The 22,865-nt window shown below is 61.9% G+C and carries 22 protein-coding genes; 17 read left to right on the top strand and 5 right to left on the bottom strand.

The window, feature by feature from the left end:
* The 4 genes from ftsY to rpoH form a co-directional block, all read left to right on the top strand.
* Window positions 1-1,144 (top strand): signal recognition particle-docking protein FtsY (gene ftsY / locus ACUTSC_RS24130; protein ID WP_445653580.1); only part of this gene is annotated, 1,144 nt, incomplete at its 5' end.
* 5 nt (window positions 1,145-1,149) lie between these two features.
* On the top strand, window positions 1,150-1,821 hold the full coding sequence (ftsE, locus tag ACUTSC_RS24125; RefSeq protein WP_004934337.1) for a cell division ATP-binding protein FtsE: 672 nt from the start codon (window positions 1,150-1,152) through the stop codon (window positions 1,819-1,821).
* The gene (gene ftsX / locus ACUTSC_RS24120) at window positions 1,811-2,764 is read left to right on the top strand and encodes a permease-like cell division protein FtsX (protein ID WP_033636680.1); all 954 of its coding nucleotides are present in this window, start codon (window positions 1,811-1,813) and stop codon (window positions 2,762-2,764) included. The genes ftsE and ftsX overlap by 11 nt, the downstream gene beginning before the upstream one ends.
* A 317-nt stretch (window positions 2,765-3,081) precedes the next feature.
* Window positions 3,082-3,939, top strand: coding sequence for an RNA polymerase sigma factor RpoH (gene rpoH, locus ACUTSC_RS24115; RefSeq protein ID WP_004934345.1), 858 nt, complete (start codon window positions 3,082-3,084; stop codon window positions 3,937-3,939).
* A 64-nt stretch (window positions 3,940-4,003) separates the two neighbouring features.
* On the opposite strand, the gene ACUTSC_RS24110 is transcribed toward rpoH, so the two are convergent.
* Genes ACUTSC_RS24110 through panM form a run of 3 tightly spaced genes read right to left on the bottom strand, consistent with a single transcriptional unit; the run spans window position 4,004 to window position 7,675 of the window.
* Window positions 4,004-6,025, bottom strand: coding sequence for a hypothetical protein (locus ACUTSC_RS24110; protein WP_443006819.1), 2,022 nt, complete (start codon window positions 6,023-6,025; stop codon window positions 4,004-4,006).
* Between the two features lie 43 nt (window positions 6,026-6,068).
* Window positions 6,069-7,286, bottom strand: a complete 1,218-nt coding sequence (locus tag ACUTSC_RS24105) for a DUF3142 domain-containing protein (RefSeq protein ID WP_197768255.1) — start codon at window positions 7,284-7,286, stop codon at window positions 6,069-6,071.
* Entirely contained in the window at window positions 7,283-7,675 is a 393-nt protein-coding gene (panM, locus tag ACUTSC_RS24100) for an aspartate 1-decarboxylase autocleavage activator PanM (RefSeq protein WP_049198652.1), read from the bottom strand. Before panM ends, ACUTSC_RS24105 begins: the two co-directional genes overlap by 4 nt.
* 405 nt (window positions 7,676-8,080) lie before the next feature.
* On the opposite strand from panM, the gene ACUTSC_RS24095 reads away from it, so the two are divergent.
* The 12 genes from ACUTSC_RS24095 to ACUTSC_RS24040 all read left to right on the top strand — a co-directional run bounded on the left by ACUTSC_RS24095 (window position 8,081) and on the right by ACUTSC_RS24040 (window position 20,491).
* A complete protein-coding gene (locus ACUTSC_RS24095) occupies window positions 8,081-9,196 on the top strand; it encodes a branched-chain amino acid ABC transporter substrate-binding protein (RefSeq protein ID WP_060425130.1) in 1,116 nt (371 codons plus the stop codon).
* Between the two features lie 117 nt (window positions 9,197-9,313).
* Window positions 9,314-10,240: a high-affinity branched-chain amino acid ABC transporter permease LivH gene (gene livH / locus ACUTSC_RS24090; protein WP_038874154.1), complete on the top strand. Its 927-nt coding sequence runs from the start codon at window positions 9,314-9,316 to the stop codon at window positions 10,238-10,240.
* Window positions 10,237-11,520 (top strand): high-affinity branched-chain amino acid ABC transporter permease LivM, encoded by a 1,284-nt coding sequence (locus ACUTSC_RS24085; protein WP_060441197.1) that lies wholly within the window; start codon window positions 10,237-10,239, stop codon window positions 11,518-11,520. The genes livH and ACUTSC_RS24085 overlap by 4 nt, the downstream gene beginning before the upstream one ends.
* Complete coding sequence (gene livG, locus ACUTSC_RS24080) at window positions 11,517-12,287, top strand: high-affinity branched-chain amino acid ABC transporter ATP-binding protein LivG (protein WP_025304904.1); 771 nt, start codon at window positions 11,517-11,519, stop codon at window positions 12,285-12,287. Before ACUTSC_RS24085 ends, livG begins: the two co-directional genes overlap by 4 nt.
* Window position 12,288: 1 nt before the next feature.
* Entirely contained in the window at window positions 12,289-12,990 is a 702-nt protein-coding gene (gene livF / locus ACUTSC_RS24075) for a high-affinity branched-chain amino acid ABC transporter ATP-binding protein LivF (RefSeq protein WP_063989053.1), read from the top strand.
* 44 nt (window positions 12,991-13,034) lie between these two features.
* The gene (locus ACUTSC_RS24070) at window positions 13,035-14,222 is read left to right on the top strand and encodes an aminotransferase class I/II-fold pyridoxal phosphate-dependent enzyme (RefSeq protein WP_197768254.1); all 1,188 of its coding nucleotides are present in this window, start codon (window positions 13,035-13,037) and stop codon (window positions 14,220-14,222) included.
* Window positions 14,223-14,533: 311 nt separating this feature from the next.
* A complete protein-coding gene (ugpB, locus tag ACUTSC_RS24065; RefSeq protein WP_049195230.1) occupies window positions 14,534-15,853 on the top strand; it encodes a sn-glycerol-3-phosphate ABC transporter substrate-binding protein UgpB in 1,320 nt (439 codons plus the stop codon).
* Window positions 15,854-15,931: 78 nt separating this feature from the next.
* A complete protein-coding gene (gene ugpA / locus ACUTSC_RS24060) occupies window positions 15,932-16,819 on the top strand; it encodes a sn-glycerol-3-phosphate ABC transporter permease UgpA (protein ID WP_015376293.1) in 888 nt (295 codons plus the stop codon).
* Window positions 16,816-17,661: a sn-glycerol-3-phosphate ABC transporter permease UgpE gene (gene ugpE / locus ACUTSC_RS24055; protein ID WP_197768253.1), complete on the top strand. Its 846-nt coding sequence runs from the start codon at window positions 16,816-16,818 to the stop codon at window positions 17,659-17,661. Before ugpA ends, ugpE begins: the two co-directional genes overlap by 4 nt.
* A gap of 5 nt (window positions 17,662-17,666) precedes the next feature.
* Window positions 17,667-18,737 carry a sn-glycerol-3-phosphate ABC transporter ATP-binding protein UgpC gene (locus tag ACUTSC_RS24050; RefSeq protein ID WP_197768252.1) on the top strand — a complete coding sequence of 357 codons (1,071 nt, stop codon included), beginning with the start codon at window positions 17,667-17,669 and terminating at the stop codon, window positions 18,735-18,737.
* Window positions 18,737-19,474, top strand: a complete 738-nt coding sequence (gene ugpQ, locus ACUTSC_RS24045) for a glycerophosphodiester phosphodiesterase (protein ID WP_063989049.1) — start codon at window positions 18,737-18,739, stop codon at window positions 19,472-19,474. The genes ACUTSC_RS24050 and ugpQ overlap by 1 nt, the downstream gene beginning before the upstream one ends.
* Before the next feature lie 60 nt (window positions 19,475-19,534).
* Window positions 19,535-20,491: an AEC family transporter gene (locus tag ACUTSC_RS24040; protein ID WP_445653579.1), complete on the top strand. Its 957-nt coding sequence runs from the start codon at window positions 19,535-19,537 to the stop codon at window positions 20,489-20,491.
* Here ACUTSC_RS24040 and ACUTSC_RS24035 read toward each other — a convergent pair.
* On the bottom strand, window positions 20,472-20,801 hold the full coding sequence (locus ACUTSC_RS24035; protein WP_084826262.1) for a hypothetical protein: 330 nt from the start codon (window positions 20,799-20,801) through the stop codon (window positions 20,472-20,474). The genes ACUTSC_RS24040 and ACUTSC_RS24035 overlap by 20 nt on opposite strands.
* A gap of 151 nt (window positions 20,802-20,952) precedes the next feature.
* Between ACUTSC_RS24035 and ACUTSC_RS24030 the strand changes: the two genes are divergently transcribed.
* A complete protein-coding gene (locus ACUTSC_RS24030; protein WP_086580820.1) occupies window positions 20,953-21,813 on the top strand; it encodes a carboxylate/amino acid/amine transporter in 861 nt (286 codons plus the stop codon).
* 36 nt (window positions 21,814-21,849) lie between these two features.
* Here the strand turns inward: ACUTSC_RS24030 and metR are convergent, their stop codons facing one another.
* Window positions 21,850-22,794 (bottom strand): HTH-type transcriptional regulator MetR, encoded by a 945-nt coding sequence (gene metR / locus ACUTSC_RS24025; protein WP_197768251.1) that lies wholly within the window; start codon window positions 22,792-22,794, stop codon window positions 21,850-21,852.
* Window positions 22,795-22,865 lie beyond the last annotated feature (71 nt).

Here is a 22,865-nt window from a genome sequence, read left to right as displayed (position 1 = left end):
ACCCGAGCCTGTCGTTGAGCCAGAGCCGGTCGTTGAGCCCGAGCCTGTCGTTGAGCCAGAGCCTGTCGTCGAACCTGAGCCGGTCGTTGAGCCAGAGCCGGTGGTTGAACCTGAGCCGGTCGTTGAGCCAGAGCCGGTCGTCGAACCAGAACCCGAGCCGGAAGAAGAAGAGCTGCTTGACCCTGTAGCGCCGGCCGCTGCGCAAGAGCAGGAGCGCCCGACCAAAGAAGGCTTCTTCGCTCGCCTGAAGCGCAGCCTGCTGAAGACCAAGCAAAACCTTGGTTCCGGCTTTATGGGGCTGTTCCGCGGTAAAAAGATCGACGACGACCTGTTCGACGAGTTGGAAGAACAGCTGCTGATCGCCGATGTCGGCGTAGAAACCACGCGCAAGATCATCACCTCCCTGACCCAGCATGCCAGCCGCAAACAGCTGAAAGACGCCGAAGCGTTGTACGGCAAGCTGAAGGAGGAAATGTCCGAAATTCTGGCCAAGGTCGATCAGCCGCTGGATGTCAGCGGGAAAACCCCGTATGTCATCCTGATGGTCGGCGTGAACGGCGTGGGTAAAACCACCACCATCGGTAAGCTGGCGCGTCAGTTCCAGGCGGAAGGCAAGTCGGTGATGCTGGCGGCGGGGGATACTTTCCGCGCCGCGGCGGTAGAGCAGCTGCAGGTGTGGGGCGAACGCAACCGCATTCCGGTGGTGGCGCAGCATACCGGCGCGGATTCCGCATCGGTGATCTTCGATGCGGTGCAGGCCGCCAAGGCGCGCGGCGTCGATGTCTTGATCGCCGATACCGCCGGCCGTCTGCAGAACAAATCGCATCTGATGGAAGAGCTGAAGAAGATCGTCCGCGTCATGAAAAAACTGGACGACCAGGCCCCCCATGAGGTTATGCTGACGCTCGATGCCAGCACCGGCCAGAATGCGGTCAGTCAGGCGAAATTATTTAATGAGGCCGTGGGCTTAACCGGCATCACGCTGACTAAACTGGACGGTACCGCCAAGGGCGGGGTGATCTTCGCCATAGCCGATCAGTTCGGTATCCCGATTCGCTATATCGGCGTCGGGGAAGGCATCGAAGATTTGCGGCCGTTTAAGGCTGACGATTTTATTGAGGCACTTTTTGCCCGAGAGGATTAATACGGATGATTCGCTTTGAACAGGTCAGTAAAGCTTATCTGGGCGGACGGCAAGCGCTGCAGGGGGTCGATTTCCATCTGCGCCCGGCGGAGATGGCGTTTCTGACCGGCCATTCCGGCGCGGGGAAAAGTACCCTGCTGAAACTGATTTGCGGTATCGAACGGCCCAGCGCCGGCCACATCTGGTTTGGCGGCCACGACATCAGCCGTTTGAAAAACCGCGAGGTGCCGTTTCTGCGTCGGCAGATCGGCATGATCTTCCAGGATCACCACCTGCTGCTGGATCGCACGGTGTATGACAACGTGGCGATGCCGCTGATCATCGCCGGCGCCAGCACCGAAGACATCCGCCGCCGCGTTTCCGCCGCGCTGGACAAGGTCGGTTTGCTGGATAAAGCGAAAAACTTCCCGATTCAGCTGTCCGGCGGTGAGCAGCAGCGCGTGGGTATCGCCCGTGCGGTGGTGAACAAGCCGGCGGTGCTGCTGGCGGATGAACCGACCGGCAACCTGGACGACGCGCTGTCGGAAGGTATTCTGCGCCTGTTTGAAGAATTCAACCGCGTCGGCGTCACTGTATTAATGGCGACGCACGACACCGGGCTTATCGCCCGCCGTAATTACCGCATCCTGACGCTGAGCCAGGGCCGCATGCAAGGGGGCGCTCACCATGGCCAATAACGCAAAAACCGCCAAGAGCAAGGCGCTGCGCGGCGGCTGGCGCGAACAATGGCGTTACGCCTGGATGAACGCCATCAAAGACATGCTGCGCCAGCCGTTGGCGACGCTGTTGACGGTGATGGTGATCGCCATCTCCCTGACGCTGCCGAGCGTGTGCTATATCGTGTGGAAAAACGTCAGCACCGCGGCCAGCCAGTGGTATCCGACGCCGCAGCTGACGGTCTACCTGGATAAATCGCTCGATGACGACGCGGCGCTGAAAGTGCTCGACGCCATCAAGGCGGAAGCCGGCGTGGAGAAGGTGAACTACCTGTCGCGTGAAGAAGCGCGCGGCGAGTTCCGCAACTGGTCGGGCTTTGGCGGCGCGCTGGACATGCTGGAAGAGAACCCGCTGCCGGCGGTGGCCATCGTCACGCCGAAGATGAGCTTCCAGAGTTCGGACACCCTCAATACTCTGCGCGATCGCGTGGCGGCGGTGCAGGGCGTGGAAGAAGTGCGTATGGATGACAGCTGGTTTGCCCGCCTGGCGGCGCTGACCGGGCTGGCGGGCCAGATCGCGGCGATCATCGGCGTGCTGATGATCGTGGCGGTGTTCCTGGTGATCGGCAACAGCGTGCGTCTGAGCATCTTCAGCCGTCGCGACACCATCAACGTGATGAAGCTGATCGGCGCCACCGACGGCTTTATTCTGCGGCCGTTCCTCAACGGCGGGGCGATGCTGGGCTTTGCCGGCGCGCTGCTGTCGCTGGTGCTGTCCGGTGCGCTGGTGTGGCAGCTGGAGTCGGTAGTCGCCGGGGTCGCCAAGGTATTCGGCACCACCTTCACCTTGCACGGGCTGGGCTGGGATGAGGCGCTGCTGCTGCTGATCATCTCCGCGATGATCGGCTGGATCGCCGCCTGGCTGGCGACGGTGCAACATTTACGCCGATTTACACCACAGTAAGATTTTTTTGGTATACTCTTCTCCTGCTGCTTTTGATCGCGTTGCGGGAGAAGAGTGACCTCAAGCGAAGTCAGCACCATCCCTCTCTTCTTAGCGCACAAATTCCCTATCGGCCTGCACCCTCGTCACGTATTGTCAGCAACAATGCTTGCAAAAAAGGGTGAACTTTTAGGGCGGAGTACGGTCAAAAATTGCAGCAAATGTTAAGGTGCCCGGCGTGTGGAACCGCTTTTGCTTCAGCAACTGCCGTAGAATCAATCATTTCCCCGCTGTAATAATCACCTGCATGATTTTGTATTCTCATAGAGAGGGTTTGAATGACCAAAGAAATGCAAACTTTAGCCTTAGTACCCCAAGGTAGCTTGGAAGCCTATATCCGGGCAGCCAACGCCTATCCGATGCTGACGGCAGAGGAAGAGCGGGAGCTGGCTGAACGGCTGCATTATCAGGGCGATCTGGATGCCGCTAAGCAGCTCATCCTGTCTCACCTGCGCTTTGTCGCTCATATTGCCCGCAACTATTCAGGCTATGGTCTGCCACAGGCGGATCTGATTCAGGAAGGCAATATCGGCCTGATGAAAGCCGTTCGCCGCTTCAACCCTGAAGTCGGCGTGCGTCTGGTTTCCTTTGCGGTGCATTGGATTAAGGCGGAAATCCACGAGTACGTATTGCGCAACTGGCGCATCGTGAAAGTGGCGACCACCAAAGCGCAGCGCAAGCTGTTCTTTAACCTGCGCAAAACCAAACAGCGTTTGGGCTGGTTCAATCAGGACGAAGTGGAACTGGTGGCCCGCGAGCTGGGCGTAACCAGCAAAGACGTGCGCGAGATGGAATCTCGCATGGCGGCGCAGGACATGACGTTCGATCCGACTCCGGATGATGAGGCTCGCGATGGCCAGTCGATGGCGCCGGTGCTGTACCTGCAGGACAAGAGCTCGGACTTCGCCGAAGGCATCGAGGAAGATAACTGGGAAAGCAATGCCGCAGACAAACTGGCCTATGCGCTGGAAGGTCTGGACGAGCGCAGCCAGCATATTATCCGCGCCCGTTGGCTGGACGACGACAACAAGTCGACGCTGCAGGAGCTGGCCGATCAGTACGGCGTTTCCGCCGAGCGCGTGCGCCAGCTGGAAAAGAACGCCATGAAGAAATTGAAAATGGCGATCGAAGCCTAAGTCGATGCGATATTTGAAAAAAAAAGCCCGGCAAGCCGGGCTTTTTCATGCCTGAAATTCGGCGTTATGGCGCAACAGTGGCGAAGTCCGGCGCCGGGCAGTCGTAGCCGAATTTCGCCGCCCACGGGTAGCGGGTGCCGGTGTTGATGTAGCGCTGATAAAGCGCCCGGCCGGTCTTGGCGTCGCGCTTGATAACCCAACTGGCGGCGTTACACAGCACGGCGGCGTAGGCCTGGCTTTTCGGCGGCAGCAGATCGGCCGCCTGTTGCGCCAGACCCACCGCCTGCCAGCGATAGTGCAGGAAACGGTTGTCCTGCGCCGGCAGCGCCGCCTTGGCGCGCGCCGCTTCTGTGCTGTCGATCCAGCTTTTATGCTTCAGCTCGCGAGTATCGAACGCATCCCCCAGATAGGAATAGCCGGCGCCATAGATGGCGTAGTCCGGCGTCATCTCATAGCCGGTAAATTCGAGCCCCTGGGCGCGCAGCAGGTTGGCGGCGCGATAGTAAGCCTGCGCGCGCGTCAGCGGCGCGGCGGATTTGTCCTTGGCGGCCTTCAACTCATCGGCGTACTGCTGCGCCGCTTGCCGGTAGTTGGGGATATCGAAATAGGCCTGCGCCTCCGCGGCCCGCCCGGTGCGCATCAGCCGCCGCGCCAGCAGCTCGCGCAGCTGCACTTCCGGCGTGATTTGCTGGCCGCCACCGTAGTCGTCCGGGTTAACCGGTTTGAGCGGCGTCGTTGGCGCCGGGGCGTGCTTATCGACAAAGCCTTTCAACTCATCGACGGTCAGCACCCGCTCCGCCACATCGGCCACGTCGGCCCAGTAGATCGCCTTGCCGCGATACAGCAGGTCCATCGCCTGCAGATAGTCGCCGCGGTTCAGCGCCAGGATGGCCTGTTCACCGGCCACCCGGCACTCGGGCACGATGGTTTCCGCGACAAAGTCGGCGTTGCGCTGTTCGCCCCAGCTTTCGTCGGCGGGGAACGCGCTTGCCGCCTTGGCATAGGCGGCGGTGGCGGCTTTCACGTCACCGTCACGCAGCGCCATTTTGGCGCGCAGCCACCACGCCAGGCCGCTGTCGCCTGCGTTTTTCAGCAGGCTCGCCGCCATCGGGTACTGCCCGGAACGGTAGGCCAATGCCGCCAGCCGATCGCTGCCGGCGAAGCCGCTTTTCACCGTGCCGTCCAGCAGCGTCAGGATCTGGCTGATGATCTGTGCGGAGCGGCCGTTGCCGTCGGTATCCGCCATCTGCAGGTTGCCGCTGCGGGCGAACAGTTCAATGGTCACCAGCTGTTGGATTAAGGGATCGCCGATAACCTGTTTCAGCGTTTCCAGATGGTCGGGATTGACCAGGAAACTGGAAACATACTGCAGCGACTGCCCGCCGCTCGGATCGCCCTGCGCCGCCTGTTGCGCGTACAGGTGGGCGGCGGGGGCGACGTCACCCAGCCACAGGTGGATGCGCGCCTGCTGCCCGAGGCTGCTCAGCGCCAGCTGATCGGGATCGGCGGCGCCGCTTTTCACCCGATCGATCACCTGCTGGAACGCCGCCAGCGCCTGTTCCAGTTCGGCTTTAGGCGGATGCTCGGCGGCGGGCGCCGCTTCACCCGATTCATTCACCGGCGTACCGTGGTCAGCCATCAATACCCGCCCAAGCGAATACTGCGCCCGCAGCCCCCAGTCACCCTGCTCGGCGGCCGGGAGCTTCAGCACCTGCTGGAAATAGTCTGTGGCGCGTGGATCGTGGCTGGCGAAAGCGACGGCGCCCAGTTGATAGAGACGCGCGGCGTTGGACAACCCCTGCGTATTGACGGCGTCAGCTTCTTCCACTGTTTTGGCGGCGCGCATTTTACCGATCGCCACCGTTTCCGGCGATTGCGGCATCGGTTTTGGCGGCATCGGCGGCGGCGGGGCTTGCCAGTGCGGCAACTGTTTATCCGTCGGCACCAGCCGGCCGGCTTCGAAGGCGAAATTCCCCTCCGGCATATACAGCAGGGTACCGTTGCGGTCGATCAGCAGCCGGTTAGGGAAATCCGGGCCGCAGGCATAGCCGTTCAGCGGCAGCGCCAGCGCGGCGCCGATCAGCATGGCCAGCGGAAGAAGGCGGCGGGTGTTCCGTGCCGCGCGCGAATCAAGGTGTGACAAGGGTGCCTCCTGGCGTCAGTTGTTGGCAGCGCAGCCAGCCCAGCGGCCGGGATTGCCCGGCGCGCAGTTGGTCGCCGCTGATGCGGATAAAGCGTTGCCGTTGCGGTGCGGATTCCAGCCGGTAGTTGCCGACCGCGTCCGCGGCCAGGCAATCGTCGGCGCGGATGACCACCTCTTGCGGCAGCGGGGCGTCCACCGGCCCGTTGTTATGAATTATCAGATCATACAGCCCGTTTTGCTGTGGCTGAGGCCTAAATTTTACCTGCCAGTCGACGTTCAGCGGCCGCCGTTCGATCACCGCTCGCAGCGTGGCGAGCGACCAGGCGCGTCGATCGTCCGTCAGCGGCAAGCGGAACCAGATAATGCCGCGCAGCCGGGGCGGCGTTTGCTGCGCCAGCGTCTGCAGAAAATCGGCGATCTGCTGCGGTGCGACCGCCAGCTCGCGGCCGTTGCCTGCCACGCGCAGCGAGGATTCGCTCTCCACCTGCGCCCCCTGCGCATCAAACCCCAGCAGCGCCATGCCATAGGCCGGCAGCGCGACGCGAAACGGCTTCGGTGTGACGGCGGCGTACTGCCGCACCCAGCGCAGCGCCAAGGGGCCGTCAAACAGCCCCTGCTGCGGCGAGAGCACGGCATGCACCTGCAGGACGGAGCTATCGGCCTGTTGCAGTACGCCGGGCAGGTCGGATGAGCCGATCCAGGCCGGCAGGGCGGTGATGCCGAGTTGCAAAGTGGCGGGCAGCCGTTGGCGTAGCTGCTGCAGAAAGCGTTGGTAGCTCGGCAGGCGGGCGGTGGCGGCGTCATGATCGATCTCGACGCCGGTGACGGGCAGCCCGGCCGCCTGCCAGCGCTGGGTGAGCGCCAGCAGCCGCTGGATAATGGCTTCTTGGTCCAGCTGCGGCAGTTGGCCGTCGAGGCGGGCCACCAGCCAGAGCGGACGGCCGTCCTGCCTCAGCAAACTGAGATCGGCCGGGATCTCCCGGCAGCCCTCGCGCGGATGTACCTGCAGCGCCAGCACGCGCAGCCCACCGAACAGATCGCGGCTGTGCGCCAGCGCATCGGCGTGCTGCGGCGTCCAGACCCGCTGCCAGACATAAACCTGCTGATCCCAGCCTGCGGCCAGGCGCAGCGCCTGCTGGCGCCCGAGGAGCGCGGCCGCTAGCCCCAGCGCAATCAAGACCAGCGCCGCCAGCCGGCGTTTCATTTTTGCCAGAGATCGCCCTGCGGTGCGAAGCCGCAGGCGCGCATGAAGTTATCGACTTCCCCGCGTTCGCGCGGCGCCAGGCCGGCGGTCGACAGCTGCCAGTGGGCGACCTGCGGCAGCTGACGCTGCGCATCCTGCACCAGGTAAAGACCGACGCCACGGCGGCGCGTCACTTCGCGCACCAGCAGGTCCTGCAGCTCGGCGCGGTCGTCCTGCAGCGCGATTTTCACAGCCCCCAGCAGCCGCTCGTTGAAGCGGGCGGCGAACAGCGCCTTGCCGTCGCTCAGCCAGCTCTGCCACTGTTCCGGCTGCTGGTGCGGCCAAATTTTACCGAGGTCGATAAGATCTTGCGGGGACAGCGCGGTCAGGCGCTCGATGGTCAGTTTCATGCAGAATTTCCGCGCAGCTAAATGATGCCGACAGTGTAATAGATCTTGTGCAGAGCGTTGTGTAAGTTTTTCTGTACGATTACTGTGCAATATGTTTTTTGCACGGGGCATTTTCCGAGTAAATAGTTAGTAAATGGATTGTTAACCAGCACAACGCACTGCGCCTCAAGGTAAAGAGCGCAGATTTAATTCGAATTTTATCCTGTTTACACCGCTTGTTTCTGCCGGATGAAGTTGATTTGCAGAAGAAAATTCCTGTTTAATGGTATGAAAAATAAAGTCTTATTAGAAAATAATGCCGACAAAACGCCTAAATCATTATTACTTATAACAAAAGCGGTCAATAACGATCGGGCACAGGCAAACACAACAGGTACGTTCACAACGACAGATGGGGATTTGCGGATGAAATTAACAACAGGTAAGGCACTGCTGGCGGGTTGTATTGCGATGGCCATGAGCCAGGCGGCCATGGCGAAAGACATCAAGGTAGCGATCGTCGGGGCGATGTCCGGCCCGGTCGCGCAGTATGGCGACATGGAGTTTACCGGCGCGCGCCAGGCGATTGCCGACATCAACGCCAAGGGCGGTATCAAGGGCGACAAGCTGGTCGGCGTGGAATACGACGACGCCTGCGACCCGAAACAGGCGGTTGCGGTCGCCAACAAGGTGATCAACGACGGCATTCGCTACGTGATCGGCCACCTGTGCTCCTCGTCCACCCAGCCGGCGTCCGATATCTATGAAGACGAAGGCGTGATCATGATTACCCCGGCGGCCACCAACGCCGATCTGACCACCCGCGGCTACAAGATGATCATGCGCACCACCGGCCTGGACTCGGATCAGGGCCCGACCGCCGCCAAATACATCCTCAGCGACATCAAGCCGAAGCGCATCGCCGTAGTGCACGACAAGCAGCAATACGGCGAAGGCCTGGCGCGCTCGGTGCGCGACAGCCTGAAAAAACAGGGCACCGAAGTGGCGATGTTCGAAGGCATCACCGCCGGCGACAAAGACTTCTCCACCCTGGTGGCGCGCCTGAAGAAAGAAAATATCGACTTCGTGTACTTCGGCGGTTACTACCCGGAAATGGGTCAGATCCTGCGTCAGGCCAAGCAGGCCGGGTTGACCACCCGCTTCATGGGGCCGGAAGGCGTGGGCAACTCCTCGCTGTCCAACATCGCCGGAGCCGCTTCGGAAGGCATGCTGGTGACGTTGCCGAAACGCTACGATCAGGTGCCTGCCAACCAGCCGATCGTCGATGCGTTGAAAGCCAAGAAGCTGGATCCGACCGGCCCGTTCGTCTGGACCACCTATGCCGCGCTGCAGTCGCTGACCACCGGCATGGCGCGCAGCGGCAGCCAGGAGCCGGCGGACATCGTCAAGGATCTGAAAACCGGCAAGCCGGTGGAGACCGTGATGGGGCCGCTGAGCTGGGATGACAAGGGCGATCTGAAAGGCTTCGAGTTCGGCGTGTTCGAATGGCATGCCAACGGCACGTCCACACCGATCAAATAAGCCATAATGATTAGGGTGGGGCGCGGCTTGCTGCGCCCGGCGGGTCGGCTTGCCGGCCCCGTCTCCCTTTACCCGCCGGTTCTCCGTCGGCGGGTTTCGCAGCCAAGGGTTCAGAGTATGTCAGAGCAGCTCCTCTATTTTCTGCAGCAGATGTTCAACGGCTTAACGTTGGGCAGCACCTATGCATTGATCGCCATCGGTTACACCATGGTTTACGGCATCATCGGCATGATCAACTTCGCCCACGGCGAGGTGTACATGATCGGCAGCTATGTCTCCTTTATCGTGATCGCCGCCCTGATGATGCTCGGCATCGACGTCGGCTGGTTGCTGATCGGCGCCGCGTTCCTGGTCTCGATCGTCATCGCCAGCGCCTACGGCTGGAGCATCGAGCGGGTGGCCTACAAGCCGGTGCGCAACTCCAAGCGCCTGATTGCGCTGATCTCGGCCATCGGCATGTCGATATTCCTGCAAAACTACGTCAGCCTGACGCAGGGCTCACGCGATCTGGCGCTGCCCAGCCTGGTGACCGGCCAGTGGGTGCTGGGGGAAAGCAACGGCTTCGCCGCCACCATCAGCACCATGCAGCTGATCATCTGGCTTGTAACCTTCCTGGCGATGCTGGCACTGACGCTGTTTATCCGCTATTCGCGCATGGGGCGCGCCTGCCGCGCCTGTGCGGAAGACCTGAAGATGGCCAGCCTGCTGGGCATCAACACTGACCGGGTGATCTCGCTGACCTTCGTCATCGGGGCGGTGATGGCGGCGGTGGCCGGAGTGTTGCTCGGCCAGTTCTATGGCGTCATCAACCCTTACATCGGGTTTATGGCCGGCATGAAAGCCTTCACCGCCGCGGTTCTGGGCGGTATCGGCAGCATTCCCGGCGCGATGATCGGCGGCCTGGTGCTGGGCGTGGCGGAAGCGCTGACCTCCGCCTACCTGAGCACCGAATACAAAGACGTGGTGTCGTTCGCGTTGCTGATCGTGGTGCTGCTGATCATGCCGACCGGCATCCTCGGGCGTCCGGAGGTTGAGAAAGTATGAAACTCAATCTGCTCAATGCGCTGATCGCCACGGCGGTGCTGTTCGTGATGGCGTCGTTCCTGATGGGCATGCAGCTCAGCCTGGACGGCACCAAGCTGGTGGTACACGGCGCGGCGGAAGTGCGCTGGATGTGGATCGGCATCGGCTGCGTCATCGTCTTTTTCTTCCAGCTGTTGCGCCCGCTGCTGCAGCAGGGATTGAAAAAAGTCTCCGGCCCGGCGTTCGTGCTGCCGAGCTTTGATGGCACCACGCCGCGGCAAAAGCTGCTGGCGGCTCTGCTCATCGTCGCGGCGGTCGCCTGGCCGTTCCTGGTGTCGCGCGGCACGGTGGATATCGCCACCCTGACGTTGATCTACGTGATGCTGGGCCTCGGCCTCAACGTGGTGGTGGGCTTGTCCGGTCTGCTGGTGCTCGGCTACGGCGGTTTCTACGCCATCGGCGCCTACACCTACGCGCTGCTGAATCACTATTACGGCCTCGGCTTCTGGGAGAGCCTGCCGCTGGCGGGCATCGTCACCGCCGCCTTCGGCTTCCTGCTCGGTTTCCCGGTGCTGCGGCTGCGCGGCGACTATCTGGCAATCGTGACGCTCGGCTTCGGTGAGATCGTGCGCATCCTGCTGCTGAACAATACCGAGATCACCGGCGGACCGAACGGCATCAGCCAGATCCCGAAACCGACCTTCTTCGGCCTGGAGTTCAACCGCAGCGTGCGCGACGGCGGCTGGGATACCTTCCATAACTTCTTCGGCCTGAAATACGATCCGAGCGATCGCATCGTGTTCCTGTACCTGGTGGCGCTGCTGCTGGTGGTGCTGACGCTGTTCGTCATCAACCGCCTGCTGCGTATGCCGCTGGGGCGCGCGTGGGAAGCGCTGCGCGAAGACGAGATCGCCTGCCGCTCGCTGGGCCTCAGCCCGACGCGCATCAAGCTGACCGCCTTTACCATCAGCGCCGCTTTCGCCGGGTTTGCCGGCACGCTGTTCGCCGCGCGCCAAGGGTTCGTCAGCCCGGAATCCTTCACTTTCGTCGAGTCGGCCTTCGTGTTGGCGATCGTCGTACTGGGGGGCATGGGCTCGCAGTTCGCGGTCATTCTGGCGGCGATCCTGCTGGTGGTGTCGCGCGAACTGATGCGCGATCTGAATGAATACAGCATGTTGCTGCTGGGTGCGCTGATGGTGCTGATGATGATTTGGCGGCCGCAGGGGCTGTTGCCGATGAAACGGCCGCAGCTGAAGCTGCAGGCGGCGGACATTCACGCGGGTAAGGGGGAGCAGGCATGAGCGTTCAACCTTTACTGCAGGTGGAGGGCCTGTCGATGCGTTTCGGCGGGCTGCTGGCGGTCAACAACGTGGCGTTGACGCTGAACGAAGGCGAAATCGTGTCGCTGATCGGCCCCAACGGCGCCGGTAAGACCACGGTGTTCAACTGCCTGACCGGTTTTTACCGCCCGACCGGCGGTACCATCAAATTGCGCGATCGCCACTTGGAAGGGTTGGCGGGGCAGGCCATCGCCCGCATGGGCGTGGTGCGCACCTTCCAGCACGTGCGGCTGTTCCGTGAAATGACGGTGATCGAGAACCTGCTGGTGGCGCAGCATCAGCACCTGAAAAGCGGCGTGTTCGCCGGGCTGTTGAAAACCCCGGCTTTCCGCCGTGCCGAAGCCGAGGCGCTGGCGCGCGCGGCGGAGTGGCTGGAGCGCGTCGGCCTGCTGGAGATGGCCAACCGTTCGGCGGGCAACCTGGCCTATGGGCAGCAGCGGCGGCTGGAGATCGCCCGCTGCATGGTGACCCGGCCGGAGCTGCTGATGCTGGATGAACCGGCTGCCGGTCTCAACCCGAAAGAGACCGACGAACTGGATCACCTGATCGTCGAGCTGCGCGATCGGCATAAGGTATCGGTGCTGCTGATCGAGCACGACATGAAGCTGGTGATGGGCATTTCCGACCGCATTTACGTGGTGAATCAGGGAACGCCGCTGGCGCAGGGCACACCGGCGGAGATCCGCAACAACCCGGACGTGATCCGGGCTTATTTGGGCGAAGAATAATATGTTGTCATTCAATCAGGTATCCGCCCATTACGGCAAAATTCAGGCGCTGCATCAGGTCAGTTTAACGATCAAGCAGGGTGAAATCGTGACGTTAATCGGCGCCAACGGCGCCGGTAAAACCACGCTGCTCGGCACCCTGTGCGGCGAACCGCGCGCCAGCGAAGGCAGCATCGTCTTTCAGGATCAGGACATCACCCAGTGGCAAACCTCGCGCATCATGCGCGAAGCGGTGGCGATCGTGCCGGAAGGGCGACGCGTCTTCTCGCGCATGACGGTGGAAGAAAACCTGGCGATGGGCGGCTTCTTCGCCGATCGCCAGCAGTATCAACAGCGTATCGAACGGGTGTTCACTCTGTTCCCGCGCCTGCTGGAGCGCCGAAGCCAGCGCGCCGGCACCATGTCCGGCGGCGAACAGCAGATGCTGGCCATCGGCCGCGCGCTGATGAGCCAGCCGAAGCTGCTGCTGCTCGATGAGCCCTCGCTCGGGCTGGCGCCCATCATTATCCAGCAGATTTTCGACATCATTCAGCAGCTGCGGGAAGAGGGCATGACCATCTTCCTGGTGGAGCAAAACGCCAATCAGGCGCTGAAATTGGCGGACCGTGGTTATGTGCTGGAAAACGGCCGCGTGGTGTTGGAAGATACGGGGGCTGCATTGTTAGCCAACGAAGCAGTGAGGTCGGCGTATCTGGGCGGTTAATCCGCCCCCCTACGAATTAAAATAATCAGGTACGAGAAGAAGAAATGAAGACAGAAGGGTTACTCGCGCAGCGCATCGTTAACGTAAAAAGTTCGGCCATCCGTGAATTGCTTAAGCATAGCAAGATGGAACACGTCATTTCGCTGGCGGGCGGCATCCCCTCTGATGCGCTGTTCGATTTTGAAGGATTGAGCATCGCCACGCAGCAGGCGATCACCGAACAGCCGAAAAGCGCGTTCCAATATGGCCTGACCGAGGGCAGCCCGCTGCTGCGTGAGCGCATTTGCGCGCTGTGCGCCGAGCGCGGCGTCACCGCTGGTGCGGAAGAGGTGATGGTCACCGCCGGCTCGCAGCAGGCATTGGATTTGGTGATGCGCGCCATCGTCAACCCCGGCGACGTGTTCGTGGTGGAGCGCCCGACCTACCTGGCGGCGCTGCAAACGCTGGAGCTGGCGGAAGCCAACATCATGTCGGTCTCGTCCGACAGCGACGGCATGGTGGTGGAAGAGCTGGCCGAGCTGCTGAAAACCCAGCGCATCAAGGGCGTGTACGTGGTGCCGAACTTCGGCAACCCCAGCGGCATCACCCTGAGCGCCGAGCGCCGCGAACTGCTGGTGAAGCTGGCCGCCGAACATAACTTCCTGATCATCGAAGACGATCCGTACGGCGAGCTGCGTTTCACCGAAGAGCGCCACCCGACGCTGCATCAGGTGTCGCAGCGGGTGCTGGGCAACACCGACCACATCATCTATACCTCGACCTTCTCCAAGATCCTGGCGCCGGGCTTGCGGTTGGGCTGGGCGATCCTGCCGCCGTTCCTGCTGCATAAAGTGGCGATCATCAAGCAGGCGGCGGATCTGCACGCCAGCGCGCTGTCGCAGAGCATCGTCGAGTGCTACCTTGGCCTGGATCGCCTGCCGGCGCAGATTGACAAGATCCGCGCCGCCTACAAGCAAAAGGGCGAGATCCTGGCCGGTTTGGTGGAGCAGGAGTTGGGCGACTACATCACCTTCGATAAGCCGAAGGGTGGCATGTTCCTGTGGGCGCGTTTCCGCCAGCCGTTCAACGCCACCGAATGGCTGAACACGACCTTGCAGCAGGGCGTGGTGTTCGTGCCAGGGGAATACTTCTTCTCCGACAACCCGGATCGTTCGACCTTCCGCCTGTCGTTCGCCACCGCCACCGAGCAGCAGATGCAAGAAGCGGTGGCGCGCCTGCGCCGTTCGCTGTAATCCTCGCGGCGGCGGAGCCCATGCCCGCCGCCGACATCAAACCGCCATCTTCACTTCACCTTGCCGTCATGTGGCTGTCATATAACGGTTATTTTTCTGTCATCCGCGCATGGCATGTTATCCCCCGTCATCTTTCGAGCCGCAGCGTTGTTGGCTGCCCGGCTGCCCCCCTGTCACTTAGTTAGCTAAGCTCAGGGTGCCAGCAGGTTGCCGCCTGGCTGCAACTCGAAAGCTATAGGGGGCACTCCCTCATCAAGAATTGATTCTTTTCGCTCACGCGCTTTTACACCAGCTTTTTTCAGGAGTTAGGCATGCTCACCTACGCTATTCGCAAAACCACGCTGTGCGTCGCGTTGACCCTGGCGGTCAGCACTCAGGCGCTGGCGGCGACCGAGATCCCGTTCTGGCATTCGATGGAAGGCGAACTGGGTAAGGAAGTGGATTCCCTGGCGGATCGCTTCAACCAGTCGCACAGCGACGTCAAGATTGTGCCGGTTTATAAAGGCAACTACGAACAGAGCCTGGCGGCGGGCATCGCCGCTTACCGCTCCGGCAAGGCGCCGGCGATCCTGCAGGTTTACGAGGTGGGCACCGCCACCATGATGGCCAGCAAGGCCATCAAACCGGTCTACGAAGTGTTTAAAGAGGCCGGCATCAACTTCGACGAGTCGGTGTTCGTGCCGACGGTAGCCGGCTATTACACCGACAACAAGAGCGGCCATCTGCTGTCTCAGCCGTTCAACAGCTCCACGCCGGTGCTGTACTACAACAAAGACGCCTTCAAGAAGGCCGGCCTGAACCCGGACCAGCCGCCGAAAACCTGGCAGGAGCTGGCGGCGGATACCGCCAAGCTGCGTGAGGCCGGCATGAAGTGCGGCTACGCCAGCGGCTGGCAGGGCTGGATCCAGCTGGAGAACTTCAGCGCCTGGCACGGCGTGCCGTTCGCCAGCGAAAACAACGGGTTCGGCGGCACCAACGCCAAGCTGGAGTTCAACAAGCCGCTGCAGGTCAAGCACATCGAGCTGCTGGAGGCGATGAACAAGAAGGGCGATTTCACCTACTTCGGCCGCAAAGACGAATCCACCGAGAAGTTTTATAACGGCGACTGCGCCATCACCACCGCTTCTTCCGGTTCGCTGGCGGACATCAAGCACTACGCCAAATTCAACTACGGCGTCGGCATGATGCCGTACGACGCCGACGCGAAAAACGCGCCGCAGAACGCCATCATCGGCGGGGCCAGCCTGTGGGTGATGAACGGCAAAGACGCCGCCACCTACAAGGGCGTGGCCGAGTTCCTGCAGTACCTGGCGCAGCCGGAAATCGCCGCCGAATGGCACCAGAAGACCGGCTATCTGCCGATCACCACCGCGGCTTACGATCTGACCAAGCAGCAGGGCTTCTACGACAAGAACCCGGGTGCCGACGTCGCCACTCGCCAGATGCTGAACAAGCCGCCGTTGCCGTTCACCAAGGGCCTGCGCCTGGGCAACATGCCGCAGATCCGCAGCGTGGTGGATGAGGAACTGGAAGGCGTGTGGACCGGCAAGAAAACGCCTCAGCAGGCGCTGGACGCCGCCGTGCAGCGCGGTGACGTGCTGCTGCGCCGCTTCGAAGCATCGACCAAGTAACCCTGCGTCGCGGGCCCGGCGGACCGGGCTCGCGTCTTCACGCCGATCCTTCCTTACCCGATCAATGGTTTAACTGCTATGTCATCTTCCCGTCCCGGTTTCGGCTGCAGCTGGCTGCCCTATGCGTTGGTGCTGCCGCAGCTGCTGATTACCGCCGTCTTCTTTTTATGGCCCGCCGGCGAGGCGCTGTGGTATTCGGTGCAGAGCCTCGATCCGTTCGGCTTGTCCAGCCAGTTTGTCGGGCTGGATAACTTTAAACAGCTGTTCCAGGATCCTTACTACCTCGACTCGTTCTATACCACGCTGATCTTCAGCTTCCTGGTGGCGGGCATCGGGCTGGCGGTTTCGCTGTTCTTCGCCGCGCTGGTGGACTACGTGCTGCGCGGCAGCCGCCTCTACCGCACGCTGATGATCCTGCCCTATGCGGTGGCGCCGGCGGTGGCGGCGGTGCTGTGGATCTTTCTGTTCAACCCCGGCCTGGGATTGATCACCCATTTCCTCAACGGGCTGGGCTATAACTGGAACCATGCGCAAAACAGCGGCCAGGCGATGTTCCTGGTGGTGCTGGCCTCGGTATGGCAGCAGATAAGCTATAACTTCCTGTTTTTCCTCGCGGCGCTGCAGTCGATCCCGCGCTCGCTGGTGGAGGCGGCGGCCATCGACGGCGCCGGCCCGGTGCGGCGTTTCTTCCATCTGGTGCTGCCGCTGATCGCGCCGGTGAGCTTCTTCCTGCTGGTGGTCAATCTGGTGTACGCCTTCTTCGATACCTTCCCGGTGATCGACGCCGCCACCGGCGGTGGGCCGGTGCAGTCCACCACCACGTTGATCTACAAGATCTACCGCGAAGGCTTCGCCGGATTGGATCTCTCCAGCTCCGCCGCCCAGTCGGTGATCCTGATGCTGCTGGTGATCGGCCTGACGGTGATCCAGTTCCGCTTCGTTGAACGTAAGGTGCGCTATCAATGATTGAGAATCGACGCGGGCTGGATATCTTCAGCCATGTGATGCTGATTATCGGCGTGCTGGTGGTGTTGTTCCCGTTGTACGTGGCCTTTGTCGCCGCCACGCTGGATGATAAGCAGGTGTTTCAGGTGCCGATGACGCTGGTGCCCGGCGGCCACCTGTGGGAGAACATCAGCAATATCTGGCAGGGCGGCGTGGGCAACCTCAAGGTGCCGTTCTCGCTGCTGCTGCTGAACAGCGTGATCATGGCGCTGGCGATCACCTTCGGCAAAATCGCGGTGTCGGTGCTGTCGGCTTACGCCATCGTGTACTTCCGCTTTCCGCTGCGCAGCCTGTTCTTCTGGCTGATTTTCCTCACCCTGATGCTGCCGGTGGAGGTGCGTATTTTCCCGACGGTGGAGGTGATCTCCAACCTCAACCTGCTGGACAGCTACACCGGCCTGACGCTGCCGCTGATGGCCTCGGCCACCGCGACCTTCCTGCTGCGCCAGTTCTTCATGACCCTGCCGGATGAGCTGCTGGAGGCGGCGCGCATCGACGGCGCCGGGCCGATGCGTTTCTTCTGGGACATCGTGCTGCCGCTGTCGAAAACCAATCTGGCGGCGCTGTTCGTCATCACCTTTATCTACGGCTGGAACCAATACCTGTGGCCGATCCTGATCACCAGCGACGCCTCGATGGGTACCGCGGTGGCGGGCATCAAGAGCATGATCTCCACTTCCGGCGCGCCGACCCAGTGGAACCAGGTGATGGCGGCGATGATTCTGACTTTATTGCCACCGCTGGCGGTGGTGCTTCTGATGCAGCGCTGGTTTGTGCGCGGTCTGGTTGATAGCGAGAAATAACGACGATGGCAGGATTAAAACTACAGGCGGTCACCAAGTCTTACGACGGTAAAACGCCGGTGATCAAACAGATCGACCTCGATGTGGCGGACGGCGAATTCATCGTGATGGTCGGCCCGTCCGGCTGCGGCAAATCCACGCTGCTGCGGATGGTGGCCGGGCTGGAACGCACCACCAGCGGCGATATCTATATCGATACCCGGCGCGTGACCGATCTGGAGCCCAAGGATCGCGGCATCGCGATGGTGTTCCAGAACTACGCGCTCTATCCGCACATGAGCGTATACGACAACATGGCCTACGGTCTCAAGATCCGCGGTTTCGGCAAGGATCATATCCGCCAGCGGGTGGAAGAAGCGGCACGCATCCTGGAGCTGGAGCCGCTGCTCAAGCGCAAACCGCGCGAGCTTTCCGGCGGCCAGCGCCAGCGTGTGGCGATGGGGCGCGCCATCGTGCGCGAACCGGCGGTATTCCTGTTCGATGAGCCGCTGTCCAACCTGGACGCCAAGCTGCGGGTGCAGATGCGCCTGGAGCTGCAACAGCTGCATCGTCGTCTGAAAACCACCAGCCTGTACGTGACCCACGATCAGGTGGAGGCGATGACGCTGGCGCAGCGGGTCATCGTAATGAACAAGGGCGTGGCGGAGCAGATCGGCACCCCGAGCGAAGTGTACCAACGGCCGGCTTCGCTGTTTGTCGCCGGCTTTATCGGATCGCCGGCGATGAACCTGCTGCCCGGCACCCTGAGCGCCGACGGCGGCCAGCTGCTGCTGGCGGACGGCATGGCGCTGCCGTTGCCGGCGGCCAAGCCGCAGTGGGCGGGGCGGCCGTTGACGCTGGGCGTTCGGCCGGAGCATATTCAACTGGTAGTGCAAGGCCAGGGCGTGCCGCTGCAGCTGCAGACGCTGGAGCTGCTGGGGGCCGACAATCTGGCGCACGGCCAGTGGGGCGGCCACGGGGTGATCGCGCGGCTGTCGCACGAAACCTTGCCGGCGGCGGGCAGTACGCTATATTTGCAGCTGCCTGTTCAGGCGCTGCACTTCTTTGACACCCATAGCGGATTACGGATGGATTGATGACGAGACCCTGGCCTTACCCTCATATCGTTGCCCACCGCGGCGGCGGTTCTCTGGCGCCGGAAAACACCCTGGCGGCGATCGATGTCGGCGCGCGCCACGGCCACAAGATGATCGAGTTCGATGCCAAGCTGGCGCAGGACGGGCAAATTTTCCTGCTGCACGACGACACGCTGGATCGCACCAGCAACGGCTGGGGCGTGGCGGGCGAACTGCCGTGGGACAAACTGGTGCAGCTGGACGCCGGCAACTGGTACAGCTCGGCCTTCAAGGGCGAGCGGTTGCCGCTGCTGTCGGAAGTGGCGGAACGCTGCCAGGAACGCGGCCTGATGGCCAATATCGAGATCAAGCCGACCACCGGCAGCGACGATGAAACCGGCCGGGTGGTGGCGCTGGCGGCGCGGCTGCTGTGGCAAGGGCAGACCGATCCGCTGCTTTCCTCCTTCTCGGTAGAAGCGTTGGCGGCGGCGCAGCGCACCGTGCCGGATTTGCCGCGCGGCCTGCTGCTCGAGGCCTGGGACGACAACTGGCGCGAGCTGACCGAACGCCTGGACTGTGTCTCGCTGCATATCGATCACAAAGCGCTGACCGCCGAGCGGGTAAAAGCGTTGAAAGACGCCGGGCTGCGCATTCTGGTGTACACCGTCAACCAACCGGATCGCGCGCGCCTGCTGCTCGACTGGGGCGTTGACTGCATTTGCACCGACCGGATAGATTTGATCGGCCCGGATTTTTAATCCGGCACCGATGAATCCCGCGACGACAAGCCTTGCCGCCGCACCACCGGAAGGAATGCGATGCCTGGCTTTATCCTGTCAGTGTGGCACCAGATCGTGCTGTCTTTACCGCTGTTCGTCCTGATTGCGTTGGGTTATGGGCTGATTCGCTGGGGGAAATGGCCTACCAGCATCACCGATGGCCTGACGCGCTTCGTGTTTTCCCTCGCCTTGCCCGCCATGCTGTTTCGCATGATGTGCGACTTCTCGCAGCGCCCGGCGGTCGACGCCCGGCTGCTGATCGCGTTCTTCGGCAGTTGCCTGATCGTGTTCGTGCTTGGCCGCCTCGTCGCCCGGCATCTCTTCCGGCTGGATGGCGTCGCCGGATCGGTGTTTGCGCTGGGCGGTATTTTCTCCAATAACGTGATGCTCGGCTTGCCGATCGCCAGCGTGATGCTGGGGGAGGCGGCGATCCCGTCGGTGGCGCTGGTGCTGGTGTTCAACGGCCTGATCCTGTGGACGCTGGTGACGGTGTCGATCGAATGGGCGCGCAACGGCTCGCCGACGCTGAGCGGCTTCGCTAAAACCGCGCGCAGCGTGCTGACCAATCCGCTGATCGTCGGCATTCTGTCCGGCACTCTGTTCAGCCTGACCGGCCTGCCGCTGCCGGCCTTCGTCGATCGGCCGGTCAGCATGCTCGGCCAGGTAGCGGCGCCGCTGTCGCTGGTGGTGCTTGGCATGGGGCTTGCCGAGTACCGCATCAGCGAAGGCTGGCAGCTGAGCAGCGCCATCTGCGTGCTGAAACTGCTGGTGCAACCGTTAGTGATTTGGCTGCTGGCCTGGATGATGGATCTGCCGCCGATGGAAACCCGCGTTGTGGTGCTGCTGGGGTCGATGGCGGTGGGAGTGAACGTCTACCTGATGTCGCGCCAGTTCAATACGCTCACCGGCCCGGCTGCCACCAGTCTGGTGATGTCCACCGTGCTGGCGGCGATCACCACGCCGCTGATCCTCACCGTTATGGGCGTGCGGGCGTAGCCGGCATCGGCGCCTGCGGCACCGCCGGCGCGGTGCGATTGAACGGATCGCGCGGCTGATTGCCGTTAGGCAGCAGTTGCCCGCCGTTCGGCGTGGTTTGCATCAGCTGTTGCCGCTGATTGTCGAGCTGCCGCTGTTGCTGCAGGCGGCGTTGGTCCATTTGCCGATTGTTCAACAGGCGCTGTTGCTGGGCCTGCTGGCTGCTTTGGTTGAGAAACTGCTGCTGTGAACGCAGATCGGTTACGCCGTTGGCCGCCGCAGCCAGGCCGGGCAGCCACAGCAGGGCGAACAGGATGTGAGAAGTTTTCATGATGGTTACCTCGCCTTTTTATTAAGCCTAACCCAGCGGTGAAATTTTGCCGGTAGTTTATTTTTTGTTCGGATGTAAACCGCCTTTTCACCAACGCGGTGCGCATCTTTCGTTACAATCGCCCTTTCGGTCTTTTTAGGGTGAACCCATCGTGCTGCTTTTGGTTATAACCACCATTCTGTGGGCATTTTCTTTCAGCCTGATTGGCGAGTACCTGGCGGGCCAGGTCGACAGCGGATTCTCGGCGCTGGTGCGCATCGGGCTGGCGGCGCTGGTGTTTCTGCCGTTTTTGCGTTGGCGCAACATCAAACTCAAGGTGATCCTGCTGTATATGCTGGTGGGCGCCTTCCAGCTGGGCATCATGTACCTGTTCAGCTTCCGCGCCTATCTGTACCTGACGGTGCCGGAATTCCTGCTGTTCACCGTGCTGACGCCGCTGTACATCACGCTGATCTACGACTTGCTGAGCGGCCGGCGTCTGCGTTGGGGCTACGTCTTCAGCGCGTTGCTGGCGGTGCTGGGCGCGGCGATTATCCGCTATCACCAGCTGAGTGAGCATTTCTGGTGGGGGCTGCTGTTGGTGCAGGCGGCGAACATCAGCTTCGCCATCGGCATGGTCGGCTATAAGCGCCTGATGGAAGTGCACCCCTTGCCGCAGCACACCGCCTTTTCCTGGTTCTACCTGGGGGCGGCTGTGGTGGCGGTGGTGGCCTGGTTCCTGTGGGGCAATCCGCAGCAGCTGCCGACCACCAATCTGCAGTGGGGCGTGTTGATCTGGCTGGGCGTGGTGGCGTCGGGGCTGGGCTACTTCATGTGGAACTATGGCGCGACGCAGGTGGATGCCGGCACGCTCGGCATCATGAACAATATGCATGTGCCGGCCGGTTTGTTGGTCAACCTGGCTATCTGGCAGCAGCAGCCGCACTGGCCGAGCTTTATCATCGGCGGGGCGGTGATCGTTGCTTCACTGTGGGTACATCGCCGCTGGGTGGCGCCGAAGCAGATTGGCTAATCGGGTGGGCCACCTTAGTACGGGTGGCCCGCAAGTTTATACGCCGGCCGCCAACGCTTTCGCGCCGGTTGCGCCAGGGCGTGCGGCGTCGCGCACAAACGGCAGATGATCGCAGGCGTGCTGGCGGGCCGAGCGGATAAAGGCTTCGGTCACCGCCTGGCGCTGTTCACCGTCGCGCACGGCGGCATACAGGCGGCTCCACAGGCCGTCACCCAGGGTTTTGGTCACCACCAGACCCTGCTGTTCGAAACTCTCCACCACCCAGTGCGGCAGCGCCGCAATCCCCATCCGCGCCGATACCATCTGAATCAGCAGCAGCGTGTTATCGACGTTCTTCAACGACGGGCTGACGCCCGCCGGCTGCAGAAAATGCCGCCAGATATCCAGCCGTTGGCGCTGTACCGGGTAAATCAACAGCGTTTCGTCACTCAAGTCTTCCGGCTCGATGTGTGGCCTGCCGGCCAGCGGATGATCCGGCGCCAGCACCAGGCGCACCTCGAAATCGAACATCGGTGAATAGTGCAGGCCGCTGCGCGGCAGAATATCCGACGTCATCACCAGATCCAGTTCGCCCTGTTGCAAGGCCGGTTGCGGATCGAAAGTCACGCCGGAAGTGAAGTCCATCACCACCTGCGGGAAACGCCGGCGGAAGTTGTCCAGCGCCGGCGTCAGCCACTGAATGCAGCTGTGGCATTCGATGGCGATGCGCAGCGTGGTCTGATGCGGCTCGTGGCAGGCCTGCAGCGCCTGCTGGATCTGCGGCAGCACCTGCTCCGCAAGCTGCAGCAGGATCTCGCCCTGGGCGGTGAAGCGCAGGGGCTGGCTCTTGCGCACGAACAGCTTGAAGCCCAGACGTTGTTCAAGATCGCTGAACTGGTGCGACAGGGCAGACTGCGTCTGATGAAGTTGGGCCGCCGCCCCCGCCAGCGAACCGCTGTTGCGCAGGGCCTGCAGCGTCCGTAAATGTTTCAGTTCGATCATGAGAGTCCTTCACATTGACAGTGAATAAATTGCGCTTGTGGTTAATACAGTACCTGCTGATTATGGATGTG

The sequence above is a fragment of the Serratia sp. TSA_105.2 genome (assembly GCF_052692115.1).
The sequence above is the reverse complement of the archived record's forward strand: the minus strand, read 5'-3'. Positions and strand labels throughout refer to the sequence as shown.

Coding starts and splice junctions, on each gene's coding strand:
- livF (WP_063989053.1), top strand. CDS start 12,289: ATGTTGTCATTCAATCAGGTATCCGCCCATTACGGCAAAATTCAGGCG.
- rpoH (WP_004934345.1), top strand. CDS start 3,082: ATGACCAAAGAAATGCAAACTTTAGCCTTAGTACCCCAAGGTAGCTTG.
- ACUTSC_RS24070 (WP_197768254.1), top strand. CDS start 13,035: ATGAAGACAGAAGGGTTACTCGCGCAGCGCATCGTTAACGTAAAAAGT.
- ACUTSC_RS24040 (WP_445653579.1), top strand. CDS start 19,535: ATGCCTGGCTTTATCCTGTCAGTGTGGCACCAGATCGTGCTGTCTTTA.
- panM (WP_049198652.1), bottom strand. CDS start 7,675: ATGAAACTGACCATCGAGCGCCTGACCGCGCTGTCCCCGCAAGATCTT.
- livG (WP_025304904.1), top strand. CDS start 11,517: ATGAGCGTTCAACCTTTACTGCAGGTGGAGGGCCTGTCGATGCGTTTC.
- ACUTSC_RS24105 (WP_197768255.1), bottom strand. CDS start 7,286: ATGAAACGCCGGCTGGCGGCGCTGGTCTTGATTGCGCTGGGGCTAGCG.
- ACUTSC_RS24035 (WP_084826262.1), bottom strand. CDS start 20,801: ATGAAAACTTCTCACATCCTGTTCGCCCTGCTGTGGCTGCCCGGCCTG.
- ftsX (WP_033636680.1), top strand. CDS start 1,811: ATGGCCAATAACGCAAAAACCGCCAAGAGCAAGGCGCTGCGCGGCGGC.
- ACUTSC_RS24050 (WP_197768252.1), top strand. CDS start 17,667: ATGGCAGGATTAAAACTACAGGCGGTCACCAAGTCTTACGACGGTAAA.
- ACUTSC_RS24085 (WP_060441197.1), top strand. CDS start 10,237: ATGAAACTCAATCTGCTCAATGCGCTGATCGCCACGGCGGTGCTGTTC.
- metR (WP_197768251.1), bottom strand. CDS start 22,794: ATGATCGAACTGAAACATTTACGGACGCTGCAGGCCCTGCGCAACAGC.
- livH (WP_038874154.1), top strand. CDS start 9,314: ATGTCAGAGCAGCTCCTCTATTTTCTGCAGCAGATGTTCAACGGCTTA.
- ftsE (WP_004934337.1), top strand. CDS start 1,150: ATGATTCGCTTTGAACAGGTCAGTAAAGCTTATCTGGGCGGACGGCAA.
- ACUTSC_RS24095 (WP_060425130.1), top strand. CDS start 8,081: ATGAAATTAACAACAGGTAAGGCACTGCTGGCGGGTTGTATTGCGATG.
- ACUTSC_RS24110 (WP_443006819.1), bottom strand. CDS start 6,025: ATGCTGATCGGCGCCGCGCTGGCGCTGCCGCTGAACGGCTATGCCTGC.
- ugpA (WP_015376293.1), top strand. CDS start 15,932: ATGTCATCTTCCCGTCCCGGTTTCGGCTGCAGCTGGCTGCCCTATGCG.
- ugpQ (WP_063989049.1), top strand. CDS start 18,737: ATGACGAGACCCTGGCCTTACCCTCATATCGTTGCCCACCGCGGCGGC.
- ugpB (WP_049195230.1), top strand. CDS start 14,534: ATGCTCACCTACGCTATTCGCAAAACCACGCTGTGCGTCGCGTTGACC.
- ugpE (WP_197768253.1), top strand. CDS start 16,816: ATGATTGAGAATCGACGCGGGCTGGATATCTTCAGCCATGTGATGCTG.